This window comes from Streptomyces sp. NPDC032091, from assembly GCF_055580265.1.
Genome location: NZ_JBVILR010000002.1, coordinates 219,001 through 240,493 on the forward strand (window position 1 = coordinate 219,001; position 21,493 = coordinate 240,493).

Below are 21,493 nucleotides of genomic sequence, written 5' to 3' on the forward strand. Positions count from 1 at the left end.
GCCGTTGCCGCGTCCTCGGGGACGAGGGACGGCGGAGTCCCGGTGGAGCGGCCGGTCGGCGGCTCGGTTCCTGGGTAAGGGGCGGGGATGAGCATTGTGAACCCCGCCAAGGGGTATTCCCGTGACAGCCGGTACATCACCACCCGGATCACCGCCGACGGCCGCGACGGCTTCCCGGTGGAACCCGGCCGCTACCGGCTCGTGGTGAGCCGCGCCTGCCCCTGGGCGCACCGCGCGGTGATCACGCGGCGGCTCCTCGGGCTGGAGAAGGCCCTGCCCATGGCCATCGCCGGACCGACGCACGACAAGCGCAGCTGGACCTTCGACCTCGACCCGGGCGGCCGTGACCCGGTACTGGGCATCGAGCGCCTCCAGGAGGCGTTCCTCGCCCGCGACCCCGACTACGACCGGGGCATCACGGTGCCCGCGATCGTGGACGTGCCGAGCGGCGCCGTCGTCACCAACGACTACGCGCAGCTCACCCTGGACCTGTCGCTGGAGTGGACGGCGTACCACCGTGACGGTGCGCCGGAGCTGTACCCGGCGGCGCTGCGGCCGGAGATCGACGCGGTCGGCGAGGAGATCTACCGGGACGTCAACGACGGCGTCTACCGCACCGGGTTCGCCAAGTCACAGGAGGCGTACGAGGAGGCGTACGAGCGTCTCTTCGCCCGCCTCGACCGGCTCTCGGAGCGGCTGGAGGACTCGCGCTACCTCGTCGGCGACACGATCACCGAGGCGGACATCCGGCTGTTCACCTCGCTGGTGCGCTTCGACGCCGTCTACCACGGGCACTTCAAGTGCAACCGGCAGAAGCTGACCGAGATGCCGGTGCTGTGGGCGTACGCGCGGGACCTGTTCCAGACGCCGGGATTCGGGGACACCGTCGACTTCGACCACATCAAGAAGCACTTCTACGTCGTGCACGCCCACATCAACCCGACGGGGATCGTTCCCGCCGGCCCCGACCCGTCGGGCTGGCTCGAACCGCACGGCCGGGAGGCCCTGGGCGGGCGCCCGTTCGGGCACGGCACCCCGCCGGGGCCGCCCTCGGCGGCGGAGACGGTTCCGCCGCAGCGCGCCCGGTCGTAACGCGTTCCGCTGCCCGGCGGGCGGGGGCAGGCCGGGCGGGTCAGCCCCAGTCCCGGCCTCGGCCCCCGTCGGCCGTCGGGCCGGCCGGGACGCGGGGATGCAGCTGCGTCGCGACCCGACGGGCTTCGGCAATGACGTCGGCGTCGACCTGGGCCGCTGTTCTCCCCCCGCATTCGAGGAGGGCGTACTCGTCGTCCAGTTCGGCGAGCCGTTCGGCCAGGGGCAGCCGGTGCCCGAAGTGCTGGTGGATCCGGAAGGCCAGCTCGGGTGGCGTCATCTCGCCGGCCAGCATCCGGTCGGCCAGCGCCCGTACGCCGGCTTCCTGTCCTGAGTGGCTGTTCACCGGGTGGAAGTCGAGGCCCAGTTCGTCGAGGGCGGGCGGGAGGAGGTCCCAGACGTCGTAGTCCGCCTCGGCGCGCGTGCAGGCGGCGAGGATCCGCAGGGCGGGGCTGTCGAGGCCGGCGACGAGCGCGTCACAGGCGGCGCTGACGACGTCGCCGGCCGGGATCTCCCTCATGCTCCAGAGCGCGGCACGGTTTTCCAGGGTTCTCGCTGCTGATTCGGCCGGGGTCATCGGTCCATGATCTTGGACGGGGGTGTTCCGGTCGAGGAGTTTTCCGCGTCGTCGAGCAGTCCTGACGGCACGCCGGCCGTGACCGCCCCCGCACCGTCGGAGGACGTACGGCGGGCCGCCAGCGACATGCGGCTTCGCATCGGGTCCCGGCTGGGAGTAACGGCTCGATTCGCGCCCACTGTGCGTCAGTCAACGGCACACACGAACAACGACTGGCGGCGCCGGCCGGAGCGGTGCCCCTGTCAGGCGGTCGGCCCGGTGCGGAGCCGTCGGACGTCCCGCACGAGCGTGTACGAAGCGCTGAGGAAGATCACGGCTCCAGCCACGAGCCAGAGGATCGAGGCCCCAGACGGAAGTGATCCAAACGAACCGGCCCAGGGCGCAGCCTCCCGGTTGTCAGAGGGCCTCGGGGATTTCGGTCCAGGTCGTCTCGAAGTACCTGACGTGTTCGTCCTGTCCGGCCGGCCGCATGCCGGCTGCCGTCATGACGTGGTGGGACGCGGTGTTGTCGTGGTCGGCGTCGCCCTTCACTCGGGCGGCGCCCCGCGCCCGGGCGAGCCGCAGGAGCGCGCGGAGGGCTTCGGAGGCGTAGCCGCGGCCGCGGGCCGACGGGATGAGGCCGTAGCCGATGGTGACGGTGCCGGTCTCGTCCGCGGGGCCGTGGAAGCCGACGCCGCCGATCGCCGTGCCGTCCTCGCGGAGGCGGATCTCGTAGTTGCCGAAGGGGCCGGGGTCGCCGGTGTCGGCGCAGGTCCGCAGGAAGCGCCGGGCGGCGAGCACGTCGCCTTCGGTCGGGTATCCGGTCGCCCAGCGGGCATCGCCGTCCGGCGCGCCCGCCACGACGCGTTCGGCTTCGCCGGCGGTCATCGGATGCAGGACGAGCCGCGCCGTCTCAAGTTCCCCCATGGGAGGGAGGAGTATCACGCGGAGTGGGGGGACCGCACCGGGATTGTCGGTGGCGGGGTGAGGGGCGGGGCGCCGAGGAGGGGGGCGCGGTGCGCGTGGAGCCAGGCTCGTTCGGCTCGCATTTCGGCCGCGTCGCCCCGGGCCAGGAACGTCGCCCACGGCTCCTCGCCCTGGCCGCCGAGCCGTTCGATGCGGTCCGCCTCGCGGGACTGGAGGGCGTCCAAGGCGTCCAGGACCGCCTCCGGGCGCGTGCCGTAGGCGGTGCAGAGGGCGTCGAGGCGGGTCCGGAGGGTGTGGTCCCCGGTGAAGGATTCCCGGCTCTGCCTCTCGGCGGGACGCAGGGGGACGGCGTACCAGGCGAGCTGGGCGAGGTCGTCGAGGGCGTCGCCGGGGGCGGCGAAGTCCCAGTCGATGAAGCCGGTCAGCCGGTCGCCGTTCCAGACGGAGTTCCAGGGGCCTAGGTCGCCGTGCCGGATGATCAGGCCGGGCCGCCACTCCTGCTCCTGCCCCCGCCAGCGGGCGTCGGCCGGGGGCCGGAAGTCGCGTACCGCCGCGTGGTAGTCGCGCAGCCAGGTGCCCAGTTCCCTGATGCCGGGCGTCGAACGGAGGGCGGGCGGCCAGGGGGAGTACGCCGGTTCGCCGTGGAGCAGGGAGACGACCTCCTCGGCACCGTCGGTGCCGAGGGCGCGCGGGGCGCGGGTGAAGCCGGCCGCCTCCAGGTGGGCCAGCAGGGCGTGCACCGCCGGGGTCCACTCGCCTGCGGGGCGGCGAATCGTTTCGCCGACCCGCCGCACGGTGGTCACGCTGCCCTGGTCGGTGGCGCCGTCCTCGATCATGGGGCCAGCCTAGGGGATGCGCCGGGCCGGCCCGGACCCGCGGCACGGGCTCGGTCAGGAGCGGCGGGCCAGGAGGTGGGCGTCGAGGAAGCCGCGTTCGGAAGCCGGGTCGTGGAGGAGGCGGGCGAAGGGGGTGAGGCCGGCTGCGGACAGCAGGGCGGCGAGGCGGTCCGCCGGCCAGCTGTAGGCGGGGGTCACCTTGTGGTCGAAGCGGACCGGATCCGGGGCGTCGGTGCCGAAGAAGGACACCAGGAGCAGGCCCCCGGGAGCCAGGACCCGCGCCTGCTCGGCGAGGAGGGCGGGCAGTTCCGCCGGAGGGGTGTGGATCATCGAGTAGTGCGCCAGTACGCCGCCCAGCGTGCCGTCCTCGGCGGGCAGGTCCTCCATCCGGGCTTCCTCGAAGCGCAGGTCCGGATGGGCGTGCCGGGCGTGGGCGACCATGCCCGGGGAGAGGTCGAGGCCGAAGGCGTCCACGCCCAGGTCGTGCAGCAGGGCCGTCAGGTGTCCCGGACCGCATCCGACGTCGGCCACCCGCGGGTTACCCGTATCGCGCACCAGCTCGGCGAAGGTGGCGATCATGGCCCGGGCGAAGGGCTGCGTCTCCAGGCGGCGGTCGGCGAACAGCGACGCGTAGAGCTCGACGACCCCGTCGTAGGCGGCCCTGGTCCGGTCGTGGTGGTGCGGCGGCATTGGGGAAGAAGCTAGCGGGTGGCAACCGCTGCGGTCGACGCAGTGGGTGCGGTACGCGCTTGCGGCGGGCGTGCCGAGAGGGAGGCGGCCGCTGCGAGCCCGGACCGCCCGGACGGGATCACCGACGAACGCACGCCCGGGTAGGCCGCGTTGGGCGGGCCCCCACCCGGCGCCGTGCGCGCGTCGGTGGTCGGCGTCGGTTCGGCGCGCGGGGCGGGCGGCCCGTACGTGGCCGTCGTGTTCGGGGCCGGACGGGCGGGAGCCGCCGCTGTCGCCGGACACGGCCCCCGAGTTCGGCCGGATCCACTCCGAGGGGAAGGCCTCGTAGGCGGCACGGCGCAGGCCTGACGGGATCGCCGCCGGACGGGGCGGTCGCCGCACCGGGCGAGGTTGCGCCGGCACCCGGGACGGGTCATGGATCGTGTGCCGACGGCGCGGCGAACCCAGGTTCCGGCGGCCGGGGTCCTAACTTCTCTACATGGCTGACATGTTCGAGCACGCCCCGCAGGTATGGACCGCTGCGCGGCTGCGTGAAGCTCTCGCGGACCTGCCGGACGAGACCCCGATCCACATCGGGGTCGCGGACGGGCCAGGCGACTTCGACGGGTACGGCGACTACGTCCTGGTGGACGCCGAGCCCGTCGAGCTGGACCCCGACGGCGCCGACGGCCCCGACGGCCCGCCGCACGTCCAGTTCACCCTGTTCGCGGACGCCCGGGCGGGCGCCTACCACCTCGACGTCGACTGACCCCGGCCCGGCCCGGGCCCGTATCGCCGTACCGTCGTACCGCCGTATCCCGTTCGGGCCGGCGGAAGCACCGAGGGACCGTCGCGATCCTGCCACCCCCGTGGCAGTTTTGGCCGAACATCCATGGCTCGTCTGCCACCCCCGTGGCAGGATCGGCGGCGTGACCGGAGTCGGGACGAGGTGCCGGATCCCGGGACGCACGGGGAGATCGCCCGGGAGAGCGGTGTCCCCCGGCAACCGGTCCGGGCCCCGCTCCGCAGCGACCGCCGGCCGACGACGGACCACCGCGCACGGCCGCAGAGGTACGACGCCGCCGCCCGACCGGGAGCGCACCACGCCGCTCGCCCGGCTCGACCACTGAGCACATCGGGCCCTTCGCCGGCCGTCGCCGGGCGGGGAGACTCGTCAAGCGGTCGACTGCCGTACCGGGCGGGGCGGTGCGGGGCAGGGGGGTGCGGGCCGGTCGCGTGGAATCCGCCGGGGCAAGGGTTCCTGCCCTCGGGGAATGAGGGGCATGGGGGAGACAGGTGTTCAAGCAGCGGGAGTTACGGCAGTCCGTCAGCGCCATGCTGGGCGGGCTCGGCCATCTGCAGTCTCCGGTGGCGGCCGAGGTGATCTGCCGCGCGCTCTGCGATGCCATGGGCCGGCGACGGAACCGGAAGATTGAATTCCGCAGCACCTCCTTCCCTCCGGGCACCGCCAGCGGACTCGCCCTGGACCTCGGGGACCGGGACCTGATCGTCGTCGAGCAGCGGACCGTGGCCGAGCACCGGATCGTCATCACCGGGCACGAGCTGCGCCACCTGGAACTCGGCCACTGCCACCAGCACGTGTCCGAGGGTTCCGTGGCCGCCCGTCTCCTCCACCACGACGCCGACCTCCGGCAGGTGGTCGCCTCCGCCCTGGCCGTCGCCGGCCGGCAGAGCCCCGTACTGCTGAAGGAGGACGGGACCGCCGCCCGCAGGCACAGGGTCGAGGAGCGGGCGGCGGAGCGCTACGGACTGGAGCTGGCGCACGCCGTACGCCACCTCCTGACGGCCCCCACGGCCCCGGGACTCGACCGGGCCACCCGCTCCGGCCGGATCGAGGCCGCGCTCTGCAACCGCGGGGTCCAAGGCTGACCGTGCCCGATCCGACCGTTCTCTTTCCCACGGTGCTGGGCGGCGTGGCCGCCCTGCTCAGGCTCCCCGGCCTGCTGAGGAACCCGCGCGACCCCCTGCTCCGCGCGGTCATGGCGATGCTCGTGGCGGGCGTGGGGGTGTTCTTCTTCACCTCCGTCCCGGTGGTCGCGAAGGTCAACGAGATCACCGGCATTCCGAACGCCGCCGCCCCCGTCGACTACTTCTGGGCCATGGCCTGCGCGGCCTCGGCCATTGTGCTGGTCATCAACTGGCGGGGCGGCCCGCCCGAGCGCATCCGGCGGGCCACCCGCTGGTGCCTCGCCGGGTACGGGGCCCTGTGCGCCACCCTGGTCGTCCTCTTCGCGCTGGCGGAGGCGCCCGTCGAACGGCTGCGGGACCTGGACACCTACTACGCCAACACCCCGTACATGCGCGAGATGATCGTCCTCTACCTGGTCGGCCACACCGCGGCGTCGACCGTCATGACCTGTTTGTGCTGGCGCTGGATGCGCCACGTGGGAGGGGAGCTGAGGGCGGGCCTGGCCCTCGTGGTGACGGGCTACGGCCTCTCGATCGGCTTCGGCCTGCTCAAGTTCACCGCCCTGGGGGCCCGGTGGGCCGGCACGGACTGGGACGTCCTCAGTACCGAGGTGGCACGGGGCTTCACCTCGGTGGCCGCTCCCCTCATCGCCATCGGAATGGTGCTCCCGCTCGTCGTGCGGCGTTTCCGGGGACGCTGGCAGGACTGGACCCGCTACCGGCGGCTGGAGCCGCTGTCCCAGCTGGTCGGCGGGCTGGGGCCGACCCCGGCGTCGGTCGGCGTACCGCTGCTGGCCTCCGTGGGCGTACGGCGCCTCCAGCGCGAGTCGCTCATCCACGACGGGCTGCTCACCCTCAACCCCTACTTCGACCTCGGCCTGCGGGAGCGGGTGCTGGCCGCCGCCGTCGCCGGCGGCGCCACCACCGACCGCGCGGCGGCCGACGCGGACGCGGCCATGGTCCTGGCCGCGGTGGAGACGATGCGTGCCGACCCCGAGCGGCGGGTGATCGCCTCCTCGCGCGCCCTCCAAGGTCCGGCGGGCGAGGACCGTGACCTCGTCCGCATCGCAGAGGCGCTCACGCAGACGCGCCCGCACATGCACGGGCACCGGGGGGCGGGCTGTTGAGCAGCGTCTACTACTACCTTCCGGCCCTCCTCCTGCTCGTGTCCTTCGCGCTGCGCGTGCCCGGCCTCGTACGGCACTGGCGTGATCCGCTGGTCCGTTCCGTGGGCGTGGTGATCCCCCTGGGTGCCGTGGTGTTCTTCTTCGCGGCCCCGCCGACGGTGTCGGAGGTGAACGCGCTGACCGGCGTCGCCAACTTCTCCGCCCCGCTGGTCTACGCCGTCGTCACGGCCGGGAGCGCCGGCGTCATCAACCTGATGCTGACGTGGCAGGGCGGACCGGAGGAACGCCGCCGCGCGGCCACCCTCTGGTGCGCCGGGGTCTACGCGGCCGTCATCGTGGTGCTCCTGGGCCTGTTCGCGCTGGGCCACGCCCCCGACGAACGCCTCCGTGACTTCGACACGTACTACTCCACCACCCCGTACCTCCGCGAGATGATCGTCCTCTACCTCGTGGCCCACGCGGTGGCCACGGCCATCCTGTCGGTCCTGTGCTGGCGCTGGGCCCGCGAGGTGGCCGGCCTGCTGCGCGCCGGACTCGCCCTCATCGTGGCCGGCGGGGTGCTGGGGCTCGGGTACACCGCGGGCAAGCTCCTCGCCGTCGGCGCGCGCTGGGCCGGCCACGACTGGGACGGCATCAGCACCACGGTGGCCCCTTCGATGGCCGCCCTCTCCTCGCTGCTCCAGTGCGTCGGGTTCGCGCTTCCGGCCCTCGGCCAGAGCCTGCGCAAGCGGTGGCGGCGCCGGGCGCGGTACCGCCGGCTGGGGCCGCTGTGGGAGGTCATGCGGGTGGTCATCCCGTACGAGCTGGTACGGATCCCCCCGTGGGCCTCGCTGAGCCGACGCCATCTGCGGCGGACGTGCGACATCCGGGACGGCCTGCGCCTCCTCGCCCCCTACCTCGAACGGGGCCCGGGCACGGACGCGCGGGCGCTCACGGAGGGCCCCGGCGCGCTGAAGCCCGCCGCGGCGGCCCACGCGGCCCTGGTCATCGCCGCGTTCGACTCCCTGCGCACCCGTCCGGGGCCGGGCGACGACGACACCGATGGCCGCGAAGGTGACCACCATGCGGGTGGCGGCGGCCGGAGCGGGATCCAGTGCCTGCTCGACAGTGACGACGGGCTCGTCTGCCTCTCCGACGCCGTACGGAGCATGATGACGCCTCGTACGATCCCGGCGGCCCCCGCGGCCGGCCGGAACGGGCACAACCCCTCGACGGCCCCGCGAAAGGCGGCGTCATGAGCGCTCCGCACACCTCCAGCCCCGGCCCCGGCCCCGGCCCCGGCCCCCGGACGGTCCGCCGGCGCGCGCTCGTCATCGGTGGCGGCCTCGCGGGCATGCTGGCCGCCGCCGCGCTGCGCGGCGCGGTCGACGAGGTCCTCGTCGTCGAGAACGACGAGCTGCCGGACGGTCCGCTTCCCCGCAAGGGCCTTCCCCAGGCGCGCCACGCGCACATGCTCTGGAGCGGCGGCGTCCGGGCGGCCGAAGCGGTCCTGCCCGGGATCACCGACCGCTGGCTGGCCGCCGGCGCGAACCGCATCCCGACCCCGACGGGCATGGTCGCGCTCACCGCCCAGGGCTGGCTGAGGCGCTGGGACCGCGAGACCCACTTCGTCCTGGGGTGCAGCCGCGACCTCCTGGACTCCGTCGTACGCGACCACGTCCTGGCCGGACCGGGGGTCAGGGTCCTCCCCCGCACCCGGGTCGAAGGCCTGACCGGCAGCGCGTCCCGCGTCACCGGGGTGCGGGTCCGCGGGCAGGACGGCCCCGGGCACGTCCTGGAGGCCGACTTCGTCGTCGACGCGAGCGGGCGCGCCTCGCGGGCTCCCCGCCACCTGGAGGAGCTGGGGGTGCCTCCGGCACCCGAGCGCTCCCTGGACCTCGGCCTGGTCTACGCGACGCGGATCTTCCGCGCCCCGACCGGGGCCGAGGGGTTCCCGCTGGTCAGCGTGCAGTCGGACCCCCGCAGCGGTCGGCCGGGGCAGAGCGCGAGCATCCTGCCGGTGGAGGACGGCCGGTGGATCGTCACGGAGACGGGCAGCAGGGCCGGCGAGCCGACGGGTGACGCCGAGGACTTCGCGGCGTTCCCGCGCGGGCTCCGTCATCCCGTGGTCGGGGAGATCATCTCCCGCCTCGAACCCCTGACGGGCGTGTCGGTGAGCAGGAGCACCCGCAATACGCGGCGGTACTTCGAGCGGGTGCGGGACTGGCCGGAGCGGTTCGTCGTCCTGGGTGACGCGCTCGCGGCGTTCAACCCCCTGTACGGGCACGGCATGTCCGTCGCCGCGCAGACGGCGGCCGTCCTGCGCGAGGAGGTGGAGGCCCGGGGCGTGGAGGCACCGCACCTCGCGCGGCGCGTGCAGAGGGCCATGGCGAAGCCGGTCGGCGCGGCCTGGGAACTGGCCATGGGGCAGGACGTGTTCTACCCGGAGGTCCAGGGCGGCGCTCCGGGCCTGCGGGACAGGATCCTGTCCCGCTACGTGGACCGGCTGGTGAGGACGAGCTGCGGACGCTTCAGCATGGTGGAGGACCTCACGCACGTCACGTCGCTCCAGGCTCCGCTGACCTCGCTGGCCAGGCCGCGCGTCCTGCTGGGTGCCCTACGGGGACCGCAGTACCCGCCCCTGGACGGACCGCCCCTGACCCCACGGGAGCTGGCCCTCGTGGAGTCCGGGGGCGCCGGCTGACCAGCCGCTTCCCGCCCCGCCGAGGAGCCCGTCGCTCCGGAGGACCAGAGAAGAGTGGACATCGGCCCGCCGACGCGCCGACCGACCCGAATCCCTGCGCGGGCGGAACCCGTGGGGAGCAAGATGGGACCGGGCGGAGACGCACCGCCTGGTGGGGCGGGATCTCAGTGGGGTGAGGAAGATGGTCTGGCGGCACACGGACGCGGAGACCGCCGTACGGCGCGGCGCCGACGGGCATTTCTACGTCGCCGCCCAGGACGTCACCGAACTGCTCCGCGACCTCGCGCGCACGTTCGACCTGCACGCCGAGTCCGATGACCCCGCCCCCGCTGCGGAGGGCCAGGCGCCCCCGGCACCGTTGGACGGGAACACGATGCGCGCGGTCGCGGGCATCCTGCGCGCCCAGGCCGACGAGATGGACGTCCAACTCATCGCCATCGCGGGGCGGCACCCCCTCGGGTAGGCGGCGGCCCGTCCGTCAGCGGCGGTCCGTCAAGGGCGGTCCAGGCCCCACGTCTGGAGGACGAACGGCCGTCCCTTCTCCTCGCCCGTGATCAGCGGTACGTCGAGCAGCCTGAAGCCCGCCTTGCCGGCCACCGCCACGCTGGCGGCGTTCTCGGCCTCCAGCTCCAGGATCACCCGCTCCGCACCCCACTGCTCGAACGCGTACGCGGCCATCACCCGCACCGCCCGCGCCGCCAGACCCTGGCCCCGGTGCGCCGGGCCGACCGCGTAACCGATCTCCATCCCCTCGGGCGCGCGCCGCAGCATGATCTCGCCGAGCGGTGCGCCGCCGTCGACGGTGATGGCGAGCAGGATGCTCGTGCCCTCCCGCCGCAACTGCCGGTCCCGGACCAGCCGTGCGCGGGCGGCCGCGTCGTCGAAGGGCGAGACGATCGGCGTCCAGTACGCGATGTCGGGATGGTCGAACAGCGCCGGCATCGCGGCCAGGTCCCCCTCCGTCCAGTCGCGCAGGACGAGCCCCTCCCCCGACAGCTCGATCCGCTCGGGCAAGGACGACGTGGTGCTGCTGCTCATGCTGTGGACCTCCCTGGCCTGTTCATGACGAGGCAAGATAACCGGGGAAGGCCCCGGAGCACCCGGATTTTCCGTCCGGCGTGCGTACCCCGGCCGGGCCGGGGCGCACCGGCCCGGCCGGAGGGACGAGGTCGAGGCGCTGAGCGGCTGCGGAGGATCAGCGTTCGAGGTAGGCCACGGTCCCCGTCCGGCGTGCGTCGTCGGCGGCCTTGAGGCCGGCGAAGCTCTCGGGGCTCATCTCCTCCTCCCACTCGGCGAGGGTGCGGACGCGGAGTTCGGTGTGCTCGGCGGGGTCGAGGACGATGCCGTCGATCTGGTCGTCGGTGAGCCGGCCGCCGTCGAAGATCACGCCGAACTTGTTCAGCGGCCAGCCGGTGCCTTGGGCGATGAAGTGGACCGCGAGGAGCTTCCGCGGACCCGCGAAGGTCATCCGCGTCTCCTCGAAGCACTCCCTGAGGGCGCACTCCCACGGGCTCTCGCCGGGGTCCATGTTCCCGCCCGGCCACTGCCAGGTCTCGGCGCTGTGGGCCGAACGCAGTTGCACCGGGCGGCCGGCGGTGTCGGTGAAGTAGAAGCCTGCGTAGCTGGTGGAGTGCGCGATGGTCTTGACGTACTCCTCGGGCGGGAGCCAGGTACCGGTCATGAGCGCCTTCCTTCGGCCGCCGGGCGGACGTGGTGGAACCCGTAGTGGACCACCCCGTCGCCGTTCCCGGCACGGCTGAGGCGGGAATCCGGCCGCGCGGCGGTAGCGTGCCCGGATGTCTGAGAACACCCCTGTGCGCGAAAGCACCGTCGGGCCGCCGCCCGCCTTACCGCTGGTCGGTCTGCCCGGGTCCGGGAAGCCCGGGCCCGGGGCGGGCTCCGGACCGGCCGCACACTGGGATCCGGCACCCCTGCGTGAGGTGGCCGGCCTGTTCGGCCGGGCCGGGTGCCCGTGGTGGATCGCCGGGGGCCATGCCATCGAGTTGGCCGTCGGCCGCGCACTGCGGCCCCACGACGACATCGACGTCCTGGTCCTGCGGGACGACCAGCACGCCGTGCAGGAGGCCCTCGCCGGATGGGAGTGGTGGGCCGCCGACCCGCCCGGCAGTCTGCGTCCGTGGCGTGCGGGAGAGCATCTGCGCCCCGGGGTCCACGACGTCTGGTGCCGGCCCGCGCCGGGCGGGCCCTGGCGGATCCAGGTGATGCTGGACGAAGCGTCGCGGGACGGACAGTGGGTGTCCCGGCGCGACGACGGCGTGCGCCGGCCGGTGGCCGAGATCGGCGCCGTCAGCCCGGACGGCATCCCCTACCTGAGGCCTGAGGTCCAGCTGTACTACAAGGCCAAGCGGCCCCGCCCGAAGGACGAGCAGGACTTCGACGCCGTCCTCCCTCTCCTCGACGCCGGCCGGCGCACCTGGCTCGCGGACGCCATCACCCGCACCCTCGGCCCCCACCCCTGGCTCGCCCGGCTGCGCTGACGGACTACGGCCTACCGGACTTCCGTCGAGACCGGGCGGAGGAAGAAGAGACACTGCTTCGCGTTGAACGCGCCCACCTCGGCGACGAAACGGAACCTGTCGCCCGCGCGGACGGTGGCGGGGGTGTTCGGGCCGGTCAGCTTCAGGTCGGAGACGTTGACGTCCTCATACTTGAAGGCCGGCCCGATCCCCGTCTTCGGCCCCTCGTCGCCCGGGCCCAGGAGGACGTCGTAGCGGGTGTCGGCACTGCCGTGGGGCGCCATGTGCACGATCGAGCCGTCGAACGCCACCGTCTTGCCCTTGTGCCTGGTCGCGAAGTCGAGGTTCGCCTCGGCGCACGAGTCGCTCTTCAGCAGCGCCGCGAACTCCGGGTCGTTCTGCGGCGTGATCACGGCGGGAGCGGCAGCGGCAGCGGCAGCGGCAGCGGCAGCCGAAGCGGACACGGACGCGGACGGAGCCGACGCGGCGGAGGGACCTGCGCCCGCAGCGGCCGCCGTCGGCTTGTCCGACCCGCCCTTCTTCCCGCCTCCACCCTCAAGTGCCGCCCCCACGCCGATGACGACGGCCAGGACCACGAAACCGCCGACCACGGCGCCGATCAAAACCCGCGGCAGCGGCTTCTTCGGGCGGCGGAAGTCGAGGGTGGAGCGCAGCAGGCCCTGGTCCTGTCCGACGAGCTCCCAGCCCTCCTTCTGCATCTTCGAGATCACCAGGCCGTCGGTGCCGCGAACTGTCTGCACGGTCTTGTACTCGTACTTGATCTCGTCGGCCATCCGACGCCGCCCCCCTGAACGAACGAACTGTTCACACCAACTGCCCCGGGAGCATAGGGGATTCCACGAGCAACTCGGCATCCGAGCGCCACTCTGAATCGGATGATTGAGGGGCCCGAGCGGCACGCACGGTCCGCGTTACAGGGCCGGGCGAACGACTACGACGGTTTCGCCGAGGCGTATGCGGCGGAGAACGAGGGAAACCTCGTGAACGCGTACTACGAGCGGCCCGCGATGCTGGCCCTCGCCGGCGACGTGGCCGGTCGTCGCATCCTGGACGCGGGCTGTGGCTCGGGCCCCCTGGCCGCCGCGCTGCACGACCGTGGTGCGATGGTCAGCGGTGTCGACGCCAGTGCCCGGATGCTCGAATTGGCGAGGCGCCGGCTCGGCGACGCGATACCCCTGCACCAGGCCGACCTGAATGACCGGCTGCCCTTCGACGAGGGCGAGTTCGACGACGTCGTGGCCTCCCTCGTCTTGCACTACCTGGAGGACTGGGAGCCGGCACTGGCGGAATTGCGCCGTGTCCTCAAGCCCGGCGGGCGGCTCATCACGTCCGTGGACCACCCGTTCGTGGCCTACACGAACAAGGATCCTCGGCCCGACTACTCCGCGACCACCAGCTATGCCTTCGACTGGACGTTCGGCGGACAGTCCGTCCCCATGAAGTTCTGGCGCAGGCCGCTGCACGCCATGACCGATGCCTTCACCACCGCGGGCTTCCGGCTGGCCGTCATCAGCGAGCCGCAGCCCGATCCGGCCGCCCGGGAACTGTTCCCCGACGACTTCCACGGCCTCGCGACCACACCCTGCTTCCTGTTCTTCGTCCTCACCGCTGGTGAACCGGGCGGCGGGGGATAATCGGGCTGTGGCCATCCCCTACTCCCCCGACCCCGCCCCTGCGGCGGTCGATGTGCTGCGGGCTCGGTATGCGGGGCGGTTGCCCGGGGCGCTGGGTGAGCTCGTGGGGCCCGTGGGCGGCGTCGTCGAGCTGCCCCTGCACGTCGCCTGGTCCGGGCTGCGGTCCTATGACCTGGACCGGCCGCGCCTGCGCATGGGGCTGTACCGCACCGTCCTGGCCGAGGGGCGGCGCGAGGATCTGGTCCGGCTCCTCGACCGGGAGCTGCTCCTGGCCCAGTGGCCGGTGCTGCGCACGCTGGTCAGCCGGTACATCAGGGAGGCCTGGGAGGAAGCCTTCCCCGAGCTGGTGACGGCCGCGTCCGCCGTGGCCTGAGCCTCGGCGCGGCCTGCGGCGGCGTCGGCGGTTTCTGGCCTCCGTGGCCGGGACGGGCCCTTCGGTCCCTGGCGGTCATCGCAGGTCAGAGCGTCGGCAAGGCTGCGGACAGGGACTGAAGGGACCGGAGTTTCGAAGTGGGTGCGCTGTCTCAGGCGACCGTGCGCGTGCCCGTCCCCGCGACGCCCCGCTGGGAGCGTTCCGTCTTCATGCCCACGTGCCGGGGCTCCACCGTGCGCGGGTCCACCGCCTCGCCGGGGGCGCCGGCGCGGTAGAGGCCGTCCGGTTCGGCGTCGCGGTCGTGCGGGAGGAGGTAGAAGACGCGGCGCTTCTGCAGCCCGCTGTCCGGGTCGGCCTCCGCGCTGTCGCAGAGCTCGGCGAAGCCGACCATGCGGCCGTCCCGGTAGTAGCGGGGCTTGCCGCGCCGGCGCGGGGTCTTGTCGAGGGCCTGGCGTACGTAGTCGAGCTGTGCGGGGTCTTCCAGCCACACCACCTTGTCCTCGTGGGTGAGATCGCTTGCTTGGAGTAGCGAGCTCATGGCCGTGGTCCCTTCTCGGTCTGACGTAGCTGCTGTACGGGCTGCGCCGGCCACGCTACCGGGCGCCGGGCATGGGCTATACCGGTGTGCGGGGCGGTGGCGGCCTGTGGCCGGTTCATTCGTTGCGTGTCCATGGTAGGCGGCTGGATGCGGTGGCGGACAGTAGGCCGGGGCGGTTCACCCCGGAGCCGCCCCGTTCGACGGTCGCTCCGGTGTGCCCTCACCCCGTCTCGTCGGCGAGCAGGGCGAGGCCGGGGTAGAACTTCTGGCCGTTGGAGCGGAGCATCTCGCCGGGTGAGGAGATGCCGACCTCGGCGCGGATACGGGTGGCGAAGGCGCGGGTGGTGGCGGGGCGCAGGCCCTCGCCCTCCTGGCACCAGGTGCTGTACGCCCGGTACAGGGCGCCCTGCTCGACCTTGAAGTCGCGCGGCTCGTCGGACCCGTCCCCGGTGGTGCAGCATTCGGCCAGGAAGCGGCCGATGTGGTCCTCGGTGGTGGCGTACGCCTGGGTGGCGGTGCGGACCACGGTGGGTCCGGTGAGGGAGGGCTTGGTCTTCAGGTAGGCCATCGCGCCCTGGATCATCCAGTGGAGGATGCCGGGGCCCTCGTGGTTGACGAGTTCCTCCGCCAGGTTGTCGATCTTGCGGTGGTCGGGCACGACCTTGTCGAACGGGATGAGGCGGATGCGGCGCCAGAACGCGTGTCCGCCGGTGCCGACCTCGGGGCGGTGGTTGCCGAGCAGCCACAGCTTGTGGGTGGGCTCGAAGCTGAAGTAGTCCTGCCGCATGCGGCGGGCCTTGAGCCGGTCGCCGCCGGTGAGGAGCTTGACGCGGGCCTCGTCGAACTTGTCGTGCGGCTTGAGCTCACTGCACACGAACAGGCGACGGCCGTGGAGTTCGGTGAGCTCGGTGGAGTGCTCGTTGAACTTGCCGCGCTCCATCAGGAAGCCGGGCGGTGCCACGTCCGCGTAGTCGCCGAGGATCTTGATGACGATGTCCATGAGGGCGGACTTGCCGTTGGCGCCGATGCCGTAGAGGAACGGCAGGACCTGGCCCCCGACGTCGCCGGTGATGGAGTAGCCGAGCAGGAGATGGACGAACGTGATCATCTCCCTGCCCTTGTCGTCGTCGCCGAACGTCTCCGTCAGGAAGCGGGCGAAGCGGGGGGTGGGGCTGGCCTCGGGGGCGAGGAAGGTCGCGCGCGAGTGCAGGTCACGGAGCGGGTCGGGCTTGCGGAGCTCGCCGGTGCGCAGGTCGACGACGCCGGCGGGGGTGCACAGGGCGAACTTGTCGCCGTCGAGGGTGTCGGGGTCGAGGGCGAGCTCCGGGGACGCCTTGGCCTGGGACAGCATGGCCTTGACGCCGGAGGTCGACATGGCGCGCTTGCGGTGCTGGATGAGCTCGCGGTCGGTGAAGTGGCCCCGGGGGTCGTGCAGGGGCATCTCCTCGGCCATGTCGCCGGCGGCCCAGATGGCCGCCTTCTCGCCGCCGGTGCGCTTCCACCGGTACTCGTCCCACACGTACCAGCCGAGGCCCTCGACGTGGCGGAAGCGGTGGTTGTGGAGGTGGGCGAAGAGCTTGGCGTTGCCACGGTCGGTGAGGTTGACGAGCAGGCCCGACTGGACGAAGTCACCGGGGCGGGACACCGCCGCCGGGGTGGCGACCTGCTGGGCGGGCAGTTGGGCGGTCGCGGCGGGACCGTGGGCCGGGCCGTGGGCGGCTTCGACGGTGGCGGCGATGGCGGCGGTTCCCGTGGTCCCTGCGGATTCCGCGATTCCGGCGGACTCGCCGGTTCCCGCGGATTCGGCGGCGAACACCGCGAGCTGCTCCGCGGCGGCGTGCGCGTCGAAGCCGGTGCTTCCTGCGCTGCTCATGAGCGTCCCTTGGGGTGGATAGGGCGGTGGCTGCCGGCGCGGAGCGCGGAGTCGATGACGAGTCGGTTGCGGCGCGGCTGGTCCGGGCGGGCCGCGTGGGCGGCGTCCGTGAGGAGGCCGGCGCATTCGGGCAGCGGGATGTGGCCGGCGGCCGCGAGGCCTCCGGCGGTGAAGGCCGCACGGTTGAGCTTCTCGCTGAACGCGGTGCCGGACGGGGCCCGGGCGCAGTCGCGGACTTCGGCGAGGAGGGGGGCGAGGATGCGGTGGGCGTCGTCGCTCCCGGTCGCGGTGACCGCCGCGGTGGCCGCCGCTGCCGCCTTCGTCGTCCCCTTCCGTGCCGTTGCCGATGCCGGTTGCGCCGTGCCGGTGCGGGTGCGGGTGCTCCGGGGGGCGGGAGCGCTGTCCGGTCCCTGAGGGGCGGGGTGGTGGCCGGTGCGGGCGAGTTCGGCGTTGAGCCACAGCGGCAGGGGTGCGGGCGTACGGGCGCCTGGCAGGGCCTCGTAGGCGCCCTGCGGCGTCCGCGTGCCGGGCGCGACGATATAGCCGCCCGTGGCCCGTACGTCGACCTGCCAGGCGAGGGCGGTACGGGCGCCGCTGCCGCTGGAGGAGCGGATGGCCGGGCTTCCGAGGGGCGCGCGGTACCAGATGTGCAGACCGCCGCTGGGCGTACGGACGCGCAGGGTGCCCTCGTCCCCGGCGGGATCGGGCTGTCGGCGGAGGGCGGCCAGGAGCGCGAGGGTGTCGTAGCCGGAGCTGAGCCCGGTCAGGTCGACCCGTTCGTCGATGGGAATGCCGGGCAGCAGGCGCTGACGGTCCGGCAGCGGGGCCGGGTGGGTGTCCACGTCGATGACGACGAGGCCGGCCGGACCACAGGAGACGCCGACCCCGAACCGCGGCTCCTGGCGCCACCAGTCCCTGATGACGTCGGCGGCCGTGGTGGCGGCGTGGAAGCCGTGGCACCAGCGTCCTTCCGCCGGGCAGGGGCAGCCGGACGGGGCGTGGGGCTGTTCCCGACAGCGGGCGCAGTTCGCGGGGGGCGTCTTGGTCCCTGGGGAGAGGGGGTGGACGGGCATGCCCCTGGACGCCAGCCAGAGCGCCACGTCCAGGCCGCCGTGCCCCGTGCCGACTGCTGCCGCTGGTGGCGGCGTTGCGCTGTGGGCTGGCACGTGTGTCTTCCTCGGCGGTGCGGTGGGGCGGTTCGGCTGTGTGGGCTGGTGGGGGGTGTTGGCCCCCGTCCCGGGCAGGGACTGAAGGGACCAAACTTTCACAATGCCGGAGCCTAGCGCAGCGACACGCCGAGGCAGTGCAGGCTGCTGCGACTGTTTTGATTCTTCAGTCCCTTGAGTCCCTCCGAAGGATGGCCCCCGGCAGGGCCTGGTGGGGGCATCCGCCCCAATTGCCGGGTTTCCCTCGGCTGGAGTCAGGGACTGAGGGCTCCAGCGCCCCTCAAGGCCCTCTCCCCCGGATCCCCGCTCCCCCTGAACCAGGGACGGAACCGCCGTCAGACCCTGTTCAGCCCCTGGTCCCTTCAGTCACTGACAAACCTGCAGGTCAGCCGCTCGCCGCCCGAATCCAAGGGACTGAAGGGACTCAATTTTCTAGTTATGACGCCAATATGACACCAGTACTCCTTACGCCCGCGCATACACACACGCACGTAAAGGCTGGAAGAGTGAATTCTCAGTCCCTTCAGTCCCTGACTTTTCCCTTACACCTGCTCTGACCTGCGGAAATCTCCAGGGACTCAGGGACCAAGGGACCGAGGGACCGAACGCACCCCACCACGAAGCCCCACCACGAGGCCCCACGCACGGTCTCCCGGCGGCCATCGCAGAGGACACGGAGCTTCAGTCCCTGGCCCAGGAAGGAGGGGCTGAGAAGGGTGCGGGAGAGAGCAAGTTTTAGGATCTTGGGCATGGCAACGCGACTTGTGCAGATCAACATGAAGGCTCACGACGACTCCGCGCTGGGCAGGTTCTGGGCGGAGGCCCTCGGCTGGGGCATCGACAGCGAGGGACCCGGCGTGACCAACCTGGAACCCGTGGGCTTCACCTACCCCGACCCCACGGCCGTCTGCCTCGACATCATTGCCCGCCCGGAACCCAAGACGGTCAAGAACCGGGTCCACCTCGACCTGGCCACCACCTCGACCGCGCACCAGGCGGAACTCGTCGCACGCCTCAAGGACCTCGGCGCGACCCCCGCCGACATCGGCCAGGGCGATGTCCCCTGGACGGTCCTCGCCGACCCCGAAGGCAACGAGTTCTGCGTCCTGGAGCCCCGCCCCCTCTACCGGGACACCGGACCGATCGCCGCGGTGGTCGTCGACTGCACCGACCCGCGGGAGATGGCCCGGTTCTGGAGCCGGGCCACGGACTGGACGCTCCACGAGGTCACCGACGACCAGGCGACCCTGCGCTCGGCCCAGGGCGTCGGCCCCTACCTGGAATTCGTCCGCAACCCCGACACCAAGACCGGGTGGAACCGCGTCCACCTCGACGTCGCCCCCTACCGGGGCGACGACCCGGCGGCGGAGGCGGCCCGGCTGCGCGCCCTGGGCGCCACCGATCCCGGCATCGACCAGAGCTCCATCTCCTGGACCATCCTCGCCGACCCCGAAGGCAACGAGTTCTGCCTCCTCAGCCCGCGCTAGGCCGTCACCCCGTACGAGCACGGCTCATCAGGGTTCAGCTGTCCCAACCCAGGTGCGGCGGATATAGTGGGCCGCAAGTTACTCAGGCGCGAAGGGCCCTCCACCCAGTGGAGGGCCCTTCGTCTTGCCCGCATCGCGTCCGCTCAGGCCACCTGGAGCTTCGGCCGGCCCGTCGTCGGCGTGGGCGGGGCCTGGTGGTACGTCGGCAGCTTCAGGTTGGGCAGGTCGCCGGCCTGGATGCGGACGAGGGCCGCGCGGAACGCCGCCTCCATGCTCTCGGGGCTCTCGTACTTCGCCGCGAGCGGGTGGAGCCGGTAGGAGTTGCCGGTGCGCTCCTCGCTGCGCGGCCTGAGCACGATGTTCAGCTCGCACAGCGGCGCCATCAGCCCGCTGACGGCCTGCGGCGTGACCCCGTACTCCACCGCCATGTCCTTCTGCCGGACCGTCAGCGCCCCCCCGAAGTCGCTCCGGGCGACCAGGTACTGGAGGAACTTGACGGCGGACCCTGACAGGGGCAGGGCCCAGATGCGCTCCGCGACGATCGGAGACATGACGTTAGCCATGGGACGGCCTTCCTCGTGAGCGGTGGCGGTGGTCCGTGATGGAGGACGGGCCTGGCAGCACTATCACCCGGTACGTTTCCTTCCGCGGTAGTCGGCTGCCGCCCCGAAGTCGAGGTCGAGTTCCTCCTGATGGGCACCCTGCGGGCCCACAGCGTAGGGGAAGGCCGCGACGTCGTGCTCGTGCCGGTCGGCGATCTCGGCGAGTACGTCGTGCTGGGCGCTGCTGTTTCCGTGGAACCACAGGCGTACGTTGAGCTGGATCCGGCCCCTGCCCGCCTTCTCCACCCAGTTGTAGCCGCACAGGGCCTGCACCGCGCGGTTGACGGTGGAACGCGTGATCATCTTGCCGCCCTTCTGAGCGGCGATCTTGTTCAGCCCATCGGTGATCTCCTGCTGCGTGTACGGGGTGACGCCGGTCCCCGGCACCTGTCCGCCGGCCACGAAGAGGAAGACGCAGAGCTGTGACTTGGTGATGCTGTTCGCGACGGCCAGTTGGGCGAGCAGCTGGGTGAACCAGTTGCTGGCCAGGCTGTAACCGGAGCCCCCGGCCATGTCGTGGACGGCCTTCGGATCGGCGGCGTACTCGAAGTGGACGCCCTTGAGCCTGCGGCGGCCTCCGGGGTCGGCGGCTTCGGCGACCTTCTCCCCGAGCTGCTGGCCCAGGACCGCCAGGATGTCCCCGTACTCGGCTTCGCTGCCCCCCGAGGTGGGGGCGGGCACGGGTCGGGGCCCGCGCCGACGACGGGCGGGCGGATCAGATGTCACGAGACCTCCTTGTTACTCAGGCGGTCCGAGGCTATCCAAAAAATCAACCACAGCTTGTCTTTTGACGCGGCGACGCGCCGAGGGTGGCGGCTGAGCAGCGCTCTGTTCGAACGCGGCGCTGAAAGTACACGCACGGTGTACTTTCAGCGCCGTGAAGCGCCGAAAGTACACGCCTGCTTGATTTGGGTTGCCGCGATGGCGACACGTTCATGTAGCGGCCACGCATGCCCGGCGCCAGCACGGCCCCTCCCCCACAACGCGCTGACCTGCGACGTCGCCGAGCGCCCCGGCGCCGCCCAAAAGTCAACCACTGCTTGAGTTTTCCGCGATATGTGTCCGCCAGGTACACACTCAGGCACCCCGAATGTGTCCTGGGCGACACATCACTCCGGACAAAGCAGCAGGTCAGAGCCTTGAAAACGCGGCGCCCTCTTACTAAAAGAGCAACCCGACGACGCCCTTCACGAGCAACTCCGTGCCGCTGCAGCGATCGAGGACCCGCCCGAACCCGCACCACCACACGCGAGCCCCCATGCGGGCTGCGACGAACGAGCACGGCCAGCGGCCACCCGCACCACCCCCAGTCCTGGCCACGCTTCCTTCTTCCAGCCCCCTCCGGCCCGCAGTCGCCCGCGACGCCCCGCCACCCCGGCGGGGCACCGCAAGCCCGCCAGGGCTGAGGAGCTACCGACCCTGGGCGCCCGCACGCACCGGTTGTCAGTGGGGGCTGCCACACTGCGCTGGTGACCCACGCGATCCCCCTCGACCAGCGGACCGGCA

23 protein-coding genes are annotated in these 21,493 nt (G+C 72.4%); 11 read left to right on the top strand and 12 right to left on the bottom strand.

All coding sequences use genetic code 11. The annotated features are described in order from the left end of the window. Nucleotides 1–87 precede the first annotated feature (87 nt). Nucleotides 88–1,092, top strand: a complete 1,005-nt coding sequence (locus ACZ5NJ_RS03870; protein WP_468762415.1) for a glutathione S-transferase family protein — start codon at nt 88–90, stop codon at nt 1,090–1,092. 40 nt (nt 1,093–1,132) lie between these two features. On the opposite strand, the gene ACZ5NJ_RS03875 is transcribed toward ACZ5NJ_RS03870, so the two are convergent. The 4 genes from ACZ5NJ_RS03875 to ACZ5NJ_RS03890 all read right to left on the bottom strand — a co-directional run bounded on the left by ACZ5NJ_RS03875 (nt 1,133) and on the right by ACZ5NJ_RS03890 (nt 4,098). Further along, complete coding sequence (locus ACZ5NJ_RS03875; RefSeq protein ID WP_468762417.1) at nt 1,133–1,609, bottom strand: hypothetical protein; 477 nt, start codon at nt 1,607–1,609, stop codon at nt 1,133–1,135. Nucleotides 1,610–2,062: 453 nt separating this feature from the next. Further along, complete coding sequence (locus ACZ5NJ_RS03880) at nt 2,063–2,572, bottom strand: GNAT family N-acetyltransferase (protein ID WP_468762419.1); 510 nt, start codon at nt 2,570–2,572, stop codon at nt 2,063–2,065. 14 nt (nt 2,573–2,586) lie between these two features. After that, the gene (locus ACZ5NJ_RS03885) at nt 2,587–3,408 is read right to left on the bottom strand and encodes a phosphotransferase (protein WP_468762421.1); all 822 of its coding nucleotides are present in this window, start codon (nt 3,406–3,408) and stop codon (nt 2,587–2,589) included. Between the two features lie 54 nt (nt 3,409–3,462). Next, entirely contained in the window at nt 3,463–4,098 is a 636-nt protein-coding gene (locus ACZ5NJ_RS03890; protein ID WP_468762423.1) for a class I SAM-dependent methyltransferase, read from the bottom strand. Nucleotides 4,099–4,576: 478 nt separating this feature from the next. Between ACZ5NJ_RS03890 and ACZ5NJ_RS03895 the strand changes: the two genes are divergently transcribed. The 6 genes from ACZ5NJ_RS03895 (at nt 4,577) to ACZ5NJ_RS03920 (ending at nt 10,279) form a co-directional block, all read left to right on the top strand. Further along, nucleotides 4,577–4,846 carry a DUF6225 family protein gene (locus ACZ5NJ_RS03895; protein WP_468762425.1) on the top strand — a complete coding sequence of 90 codons (270 nt, stop codon included), beginning with the start codon at nt 4,577–4,579 and terminating at the stop codon, nt 4,844–4,846. A gap of 527 nt (nt 4,847–5,373) precedes the next feature. Continuing rightward, entirely contained in the window at nt 5,374–5,967 is a 594-nt protein-coding gene (locus ACZ5NJ_RS03900) for a toxin-antitoxin system, toxin component (protein ID WP_468762427.1), read from the top strand. Nucleotides 5,968–5,969: 2 nt separating this feature from the next. Continuing rightward, complete coding sequence (locus ACZ5NJ_RS03905) at nt 5,970–7,133, top strand: MAB_1171c family putative transporter (RefSeq protein ID WP_468762429.1); 1,164 nt, start codon at nt 5,970–5,972, stop codon at nt 7,131–7,133. Beyond that, nucleotides 7,130–8,371, top strand: coding sequence for an MAB_1171c family putative transporter (locus ACZ5NJ_RS03910; RefSeq protein WP_468762431.1), 1,242 nt, complete (start codon nt 7,130–7,132; stop codon nt 8,369–8,371). The genes ACZ5NJ_RS03905 and ACZ5NJ_RS03910 overlap by 4 nt, the downstream gene beginning before the upstream one ends. Continuing rightward, nucleotides 8,368–9,816, top strand: coding sequence for an NAD(P)/FAD-dependent oxidoreductase (locus ACZ5NJ_RS03915; protein WP_468762433.1), 1,449 nt, complete (start codon nt 8,368–8,370; stop codon nt 9,814–9,816). Before ACZ5NJ_RS03910 ends, ACZ5NJ_RS03915 begins: the two co-directional genes overlap by 4 nt. A 172-nt stretch (nt 9,817–9,988) precedes the next feature. Beyond that, on the top strand, nt 9,989–10,279 hold the full coding sequence (locus ACZ5NJ_RS03920; RefSeq protein WP_468762435.1) for a hypothetical protein: 291 nt from the start codon (nt 9,989–9,991) through the stop codon (nt 10,277–10,279). Nucleotides 10,280–10,308: 29 nt separating this feature from the next. On the opposite strand, the gene ACZ5NJ_RS03925 is transcribed toward ACZ5NJ_RS03920, so the two are convergent. Further along, nucleotides 10,309–10,854, bottom strand: a complete 546-nt coding sequence (locus ACZ5NJ_RS03925) for a GNAT family N-acetyltransferase (RefSeq protein WP_468762437.1) — start codon at nt 10,852–10,854, stop codon at nt 10,309–10,311. A 157-nt stretch (nt 10,855–11,011) separates the two neighbouring features. Then, nucleotides 11,012–11,497: an NUDIX domain-containing protein gene (locus ACZ5NJ_RS03930; RefSeq protein ID WP_468762439.1), complete on the bottom strand. Its 486-nt coding sequence runs from the start codon at nt 11,495–11,497 to the stop codon at nt 11,012–11,014. A gap of 115 nt (nt 11,498–11,612) precedes the next feature. On the opposite strand from ACZ5NJ_RS03930, the gene ACZ5NJ_RS03935 reads away from it, so the two are divergent. Further along, nucleotides 11,613–12,314 carry a nucleotidyltransferase domain-containing protein gene (locus ACZ5NJ_RS03935; RefSeq protein ID WP_468762441.1) on the top strand — a complete coding sequence of 234 codons (702 nt, stop codon included), beginning with the start codon at nt 11,613–11,615 and terminating at the stop codon, nt 12,312–12,314. Nucleotides 12,315–12,325: 11 nt separating this feature from the next. Here ACZ5NJ_RS03935 and ACZ5NJ_RS03940 read toward each other — a convergent pair whose 3' ends face one another. After that, nucleotides 12,326–13,087 (bottom strand): DUF4839 domain-containing protein, encoded by a 762-nt coding sequence (locus ACZ5NJ_RS03940; protein WP_468762444.1) that lies wholly within the window; start codon nt 13,085–13,087, stop codon nt 12,326–12,328. A 102-nt stretch (nt 13,088–13,189) separates the two neighbouring features. Here ACZ5NJ_RS03940 and ACZ5NJ_RS03945 point away from each other — a divergent pair, with 102 nt between their 5' ends. Both ACZ5NJ_RS03945 and ACZ5NJ_RS03950 read left to right on the top strand, forming a co-directional pair. Next, nucleotides 13,190–13,948, top strand: a complete 759-nt coding sequence (locus tag ACZ5NJ_RS03945) for a class I SAM-dependent methyltransferase (protein ID WP_468762446.1) — start codon at nt 13,190–13,192, stop codon at nt 13,946–13,948. Between the two features lie 7 nt (nt 13,949–13,955). Continuing rightward, a complete protein-coding gene (locus ACZ5NJ_RS03950; RefSeq protein ID WP_468762448.1) occupies nt 13,956–14,321 on the top strand; it encodes a hypothetical protein in 366 nt (121 codons plus the stop codon). Between the two features lie 151 nt (nt 14,322–14,472). Here ACZ5NJ_RS03950 and ACZ5NJ_RS03955 read toward each other — a convergent pair whose 3' ends face one another. From ACZ5NJ_RS03955 to ACZ5NJ_RS03965, 3 genes are all read right to left on the bottom strand, one after another. Next, nucleotides 14,473–14,859, bottom strand: coding sequence for a DUF6009 family protein (locus ACZ5NJ_RS03955; RefSeq protein WP_468762450.1), 387 nt, complete (start codon nt 14,857–14,859; stop codon nt 14,473–14,475). Nucleotides 14,860–15,079: 220 nt separating this feature from the next. Further along, on the bottom strand, nt 15,080–16,732 hold the full coding sequence (locus ACZ5NJ_RS03960; protein WP_468762452.1) for a DNA primase family protein: 1,653 nt from the start codon (nt 16,730–16,732) through the stop codon (nt 15,080–15,082). Further along, nucleotides 16,729–17,832 carry a bifunctional DNA primase/polymerase gene (locus tag ACZ5NJ_RS03965; protein WP_468763135.1) on the bottom strand — a complete coding sequence of 368 codons (1,104 nt, stop codon included), beginning with the start codon at nt 17,830–17,832 and terminating at the stop codon, nt 16,729–16,731. Before ACZ5NJ_RS03965 ends, ACZ5NJ_RS03960 begins: the two co-directional genes overlap by 4 nt. A gap of 815 nt (nt 17,833–18,647) precedes the next feature. On the opposite strand from ACZ5NJ_RS03965, the gene ACZ5NJ_RS03970 reads away from it, so the two are divergent. Then, nucleotides 18,648–19,385: a VOC family protein gene (locus tag ACZ5NJ_RS03970; RefSeq protein WP_468762454.1), complete on the top strand. Its 738-nt coding sequence runs from the start codon at nt 18,648–18,650 to the stop codon at nt 19,383–19,385. A 143-nt stretch (nt 19,386–19,528) separates the two neighbouring features. Here ACZ5NJ_RS03970 and ACZ5NJ_RS03975 read toward each other — a convergent pair whose 3' ends face one another. Together ACZ5NJ_RS03975 and ACZ5NJ_RS03980 are read right to left on the bottom strand one after the other, a co-directional pair. Beyond that, complete coding sequence (locus tag ACZ5NJ_RS03975; protein ID WP_395509394.1) at nt 19,529–19,948, bottom strand: hypothetical protein; 420 nt, start codon at nt 19,946–19,948, stop codon at nt 19,529–19,531. A 63-nt stretch (nt 19,949–20,011) separates the two neighbouring features. Beyond that, complete coding sequence (locus ACZ5NJ_RS03980; RefSeq protein WP_468762457.1) at nt 20,012–20,713, bottom strand: hypothetical protein; 702 nt, start codon at nt 20,711–20,713, stop codon at nt 20,012–20,014. Nucleotides 20,714–21,493 lie beyond the last annotated feature (780 nt).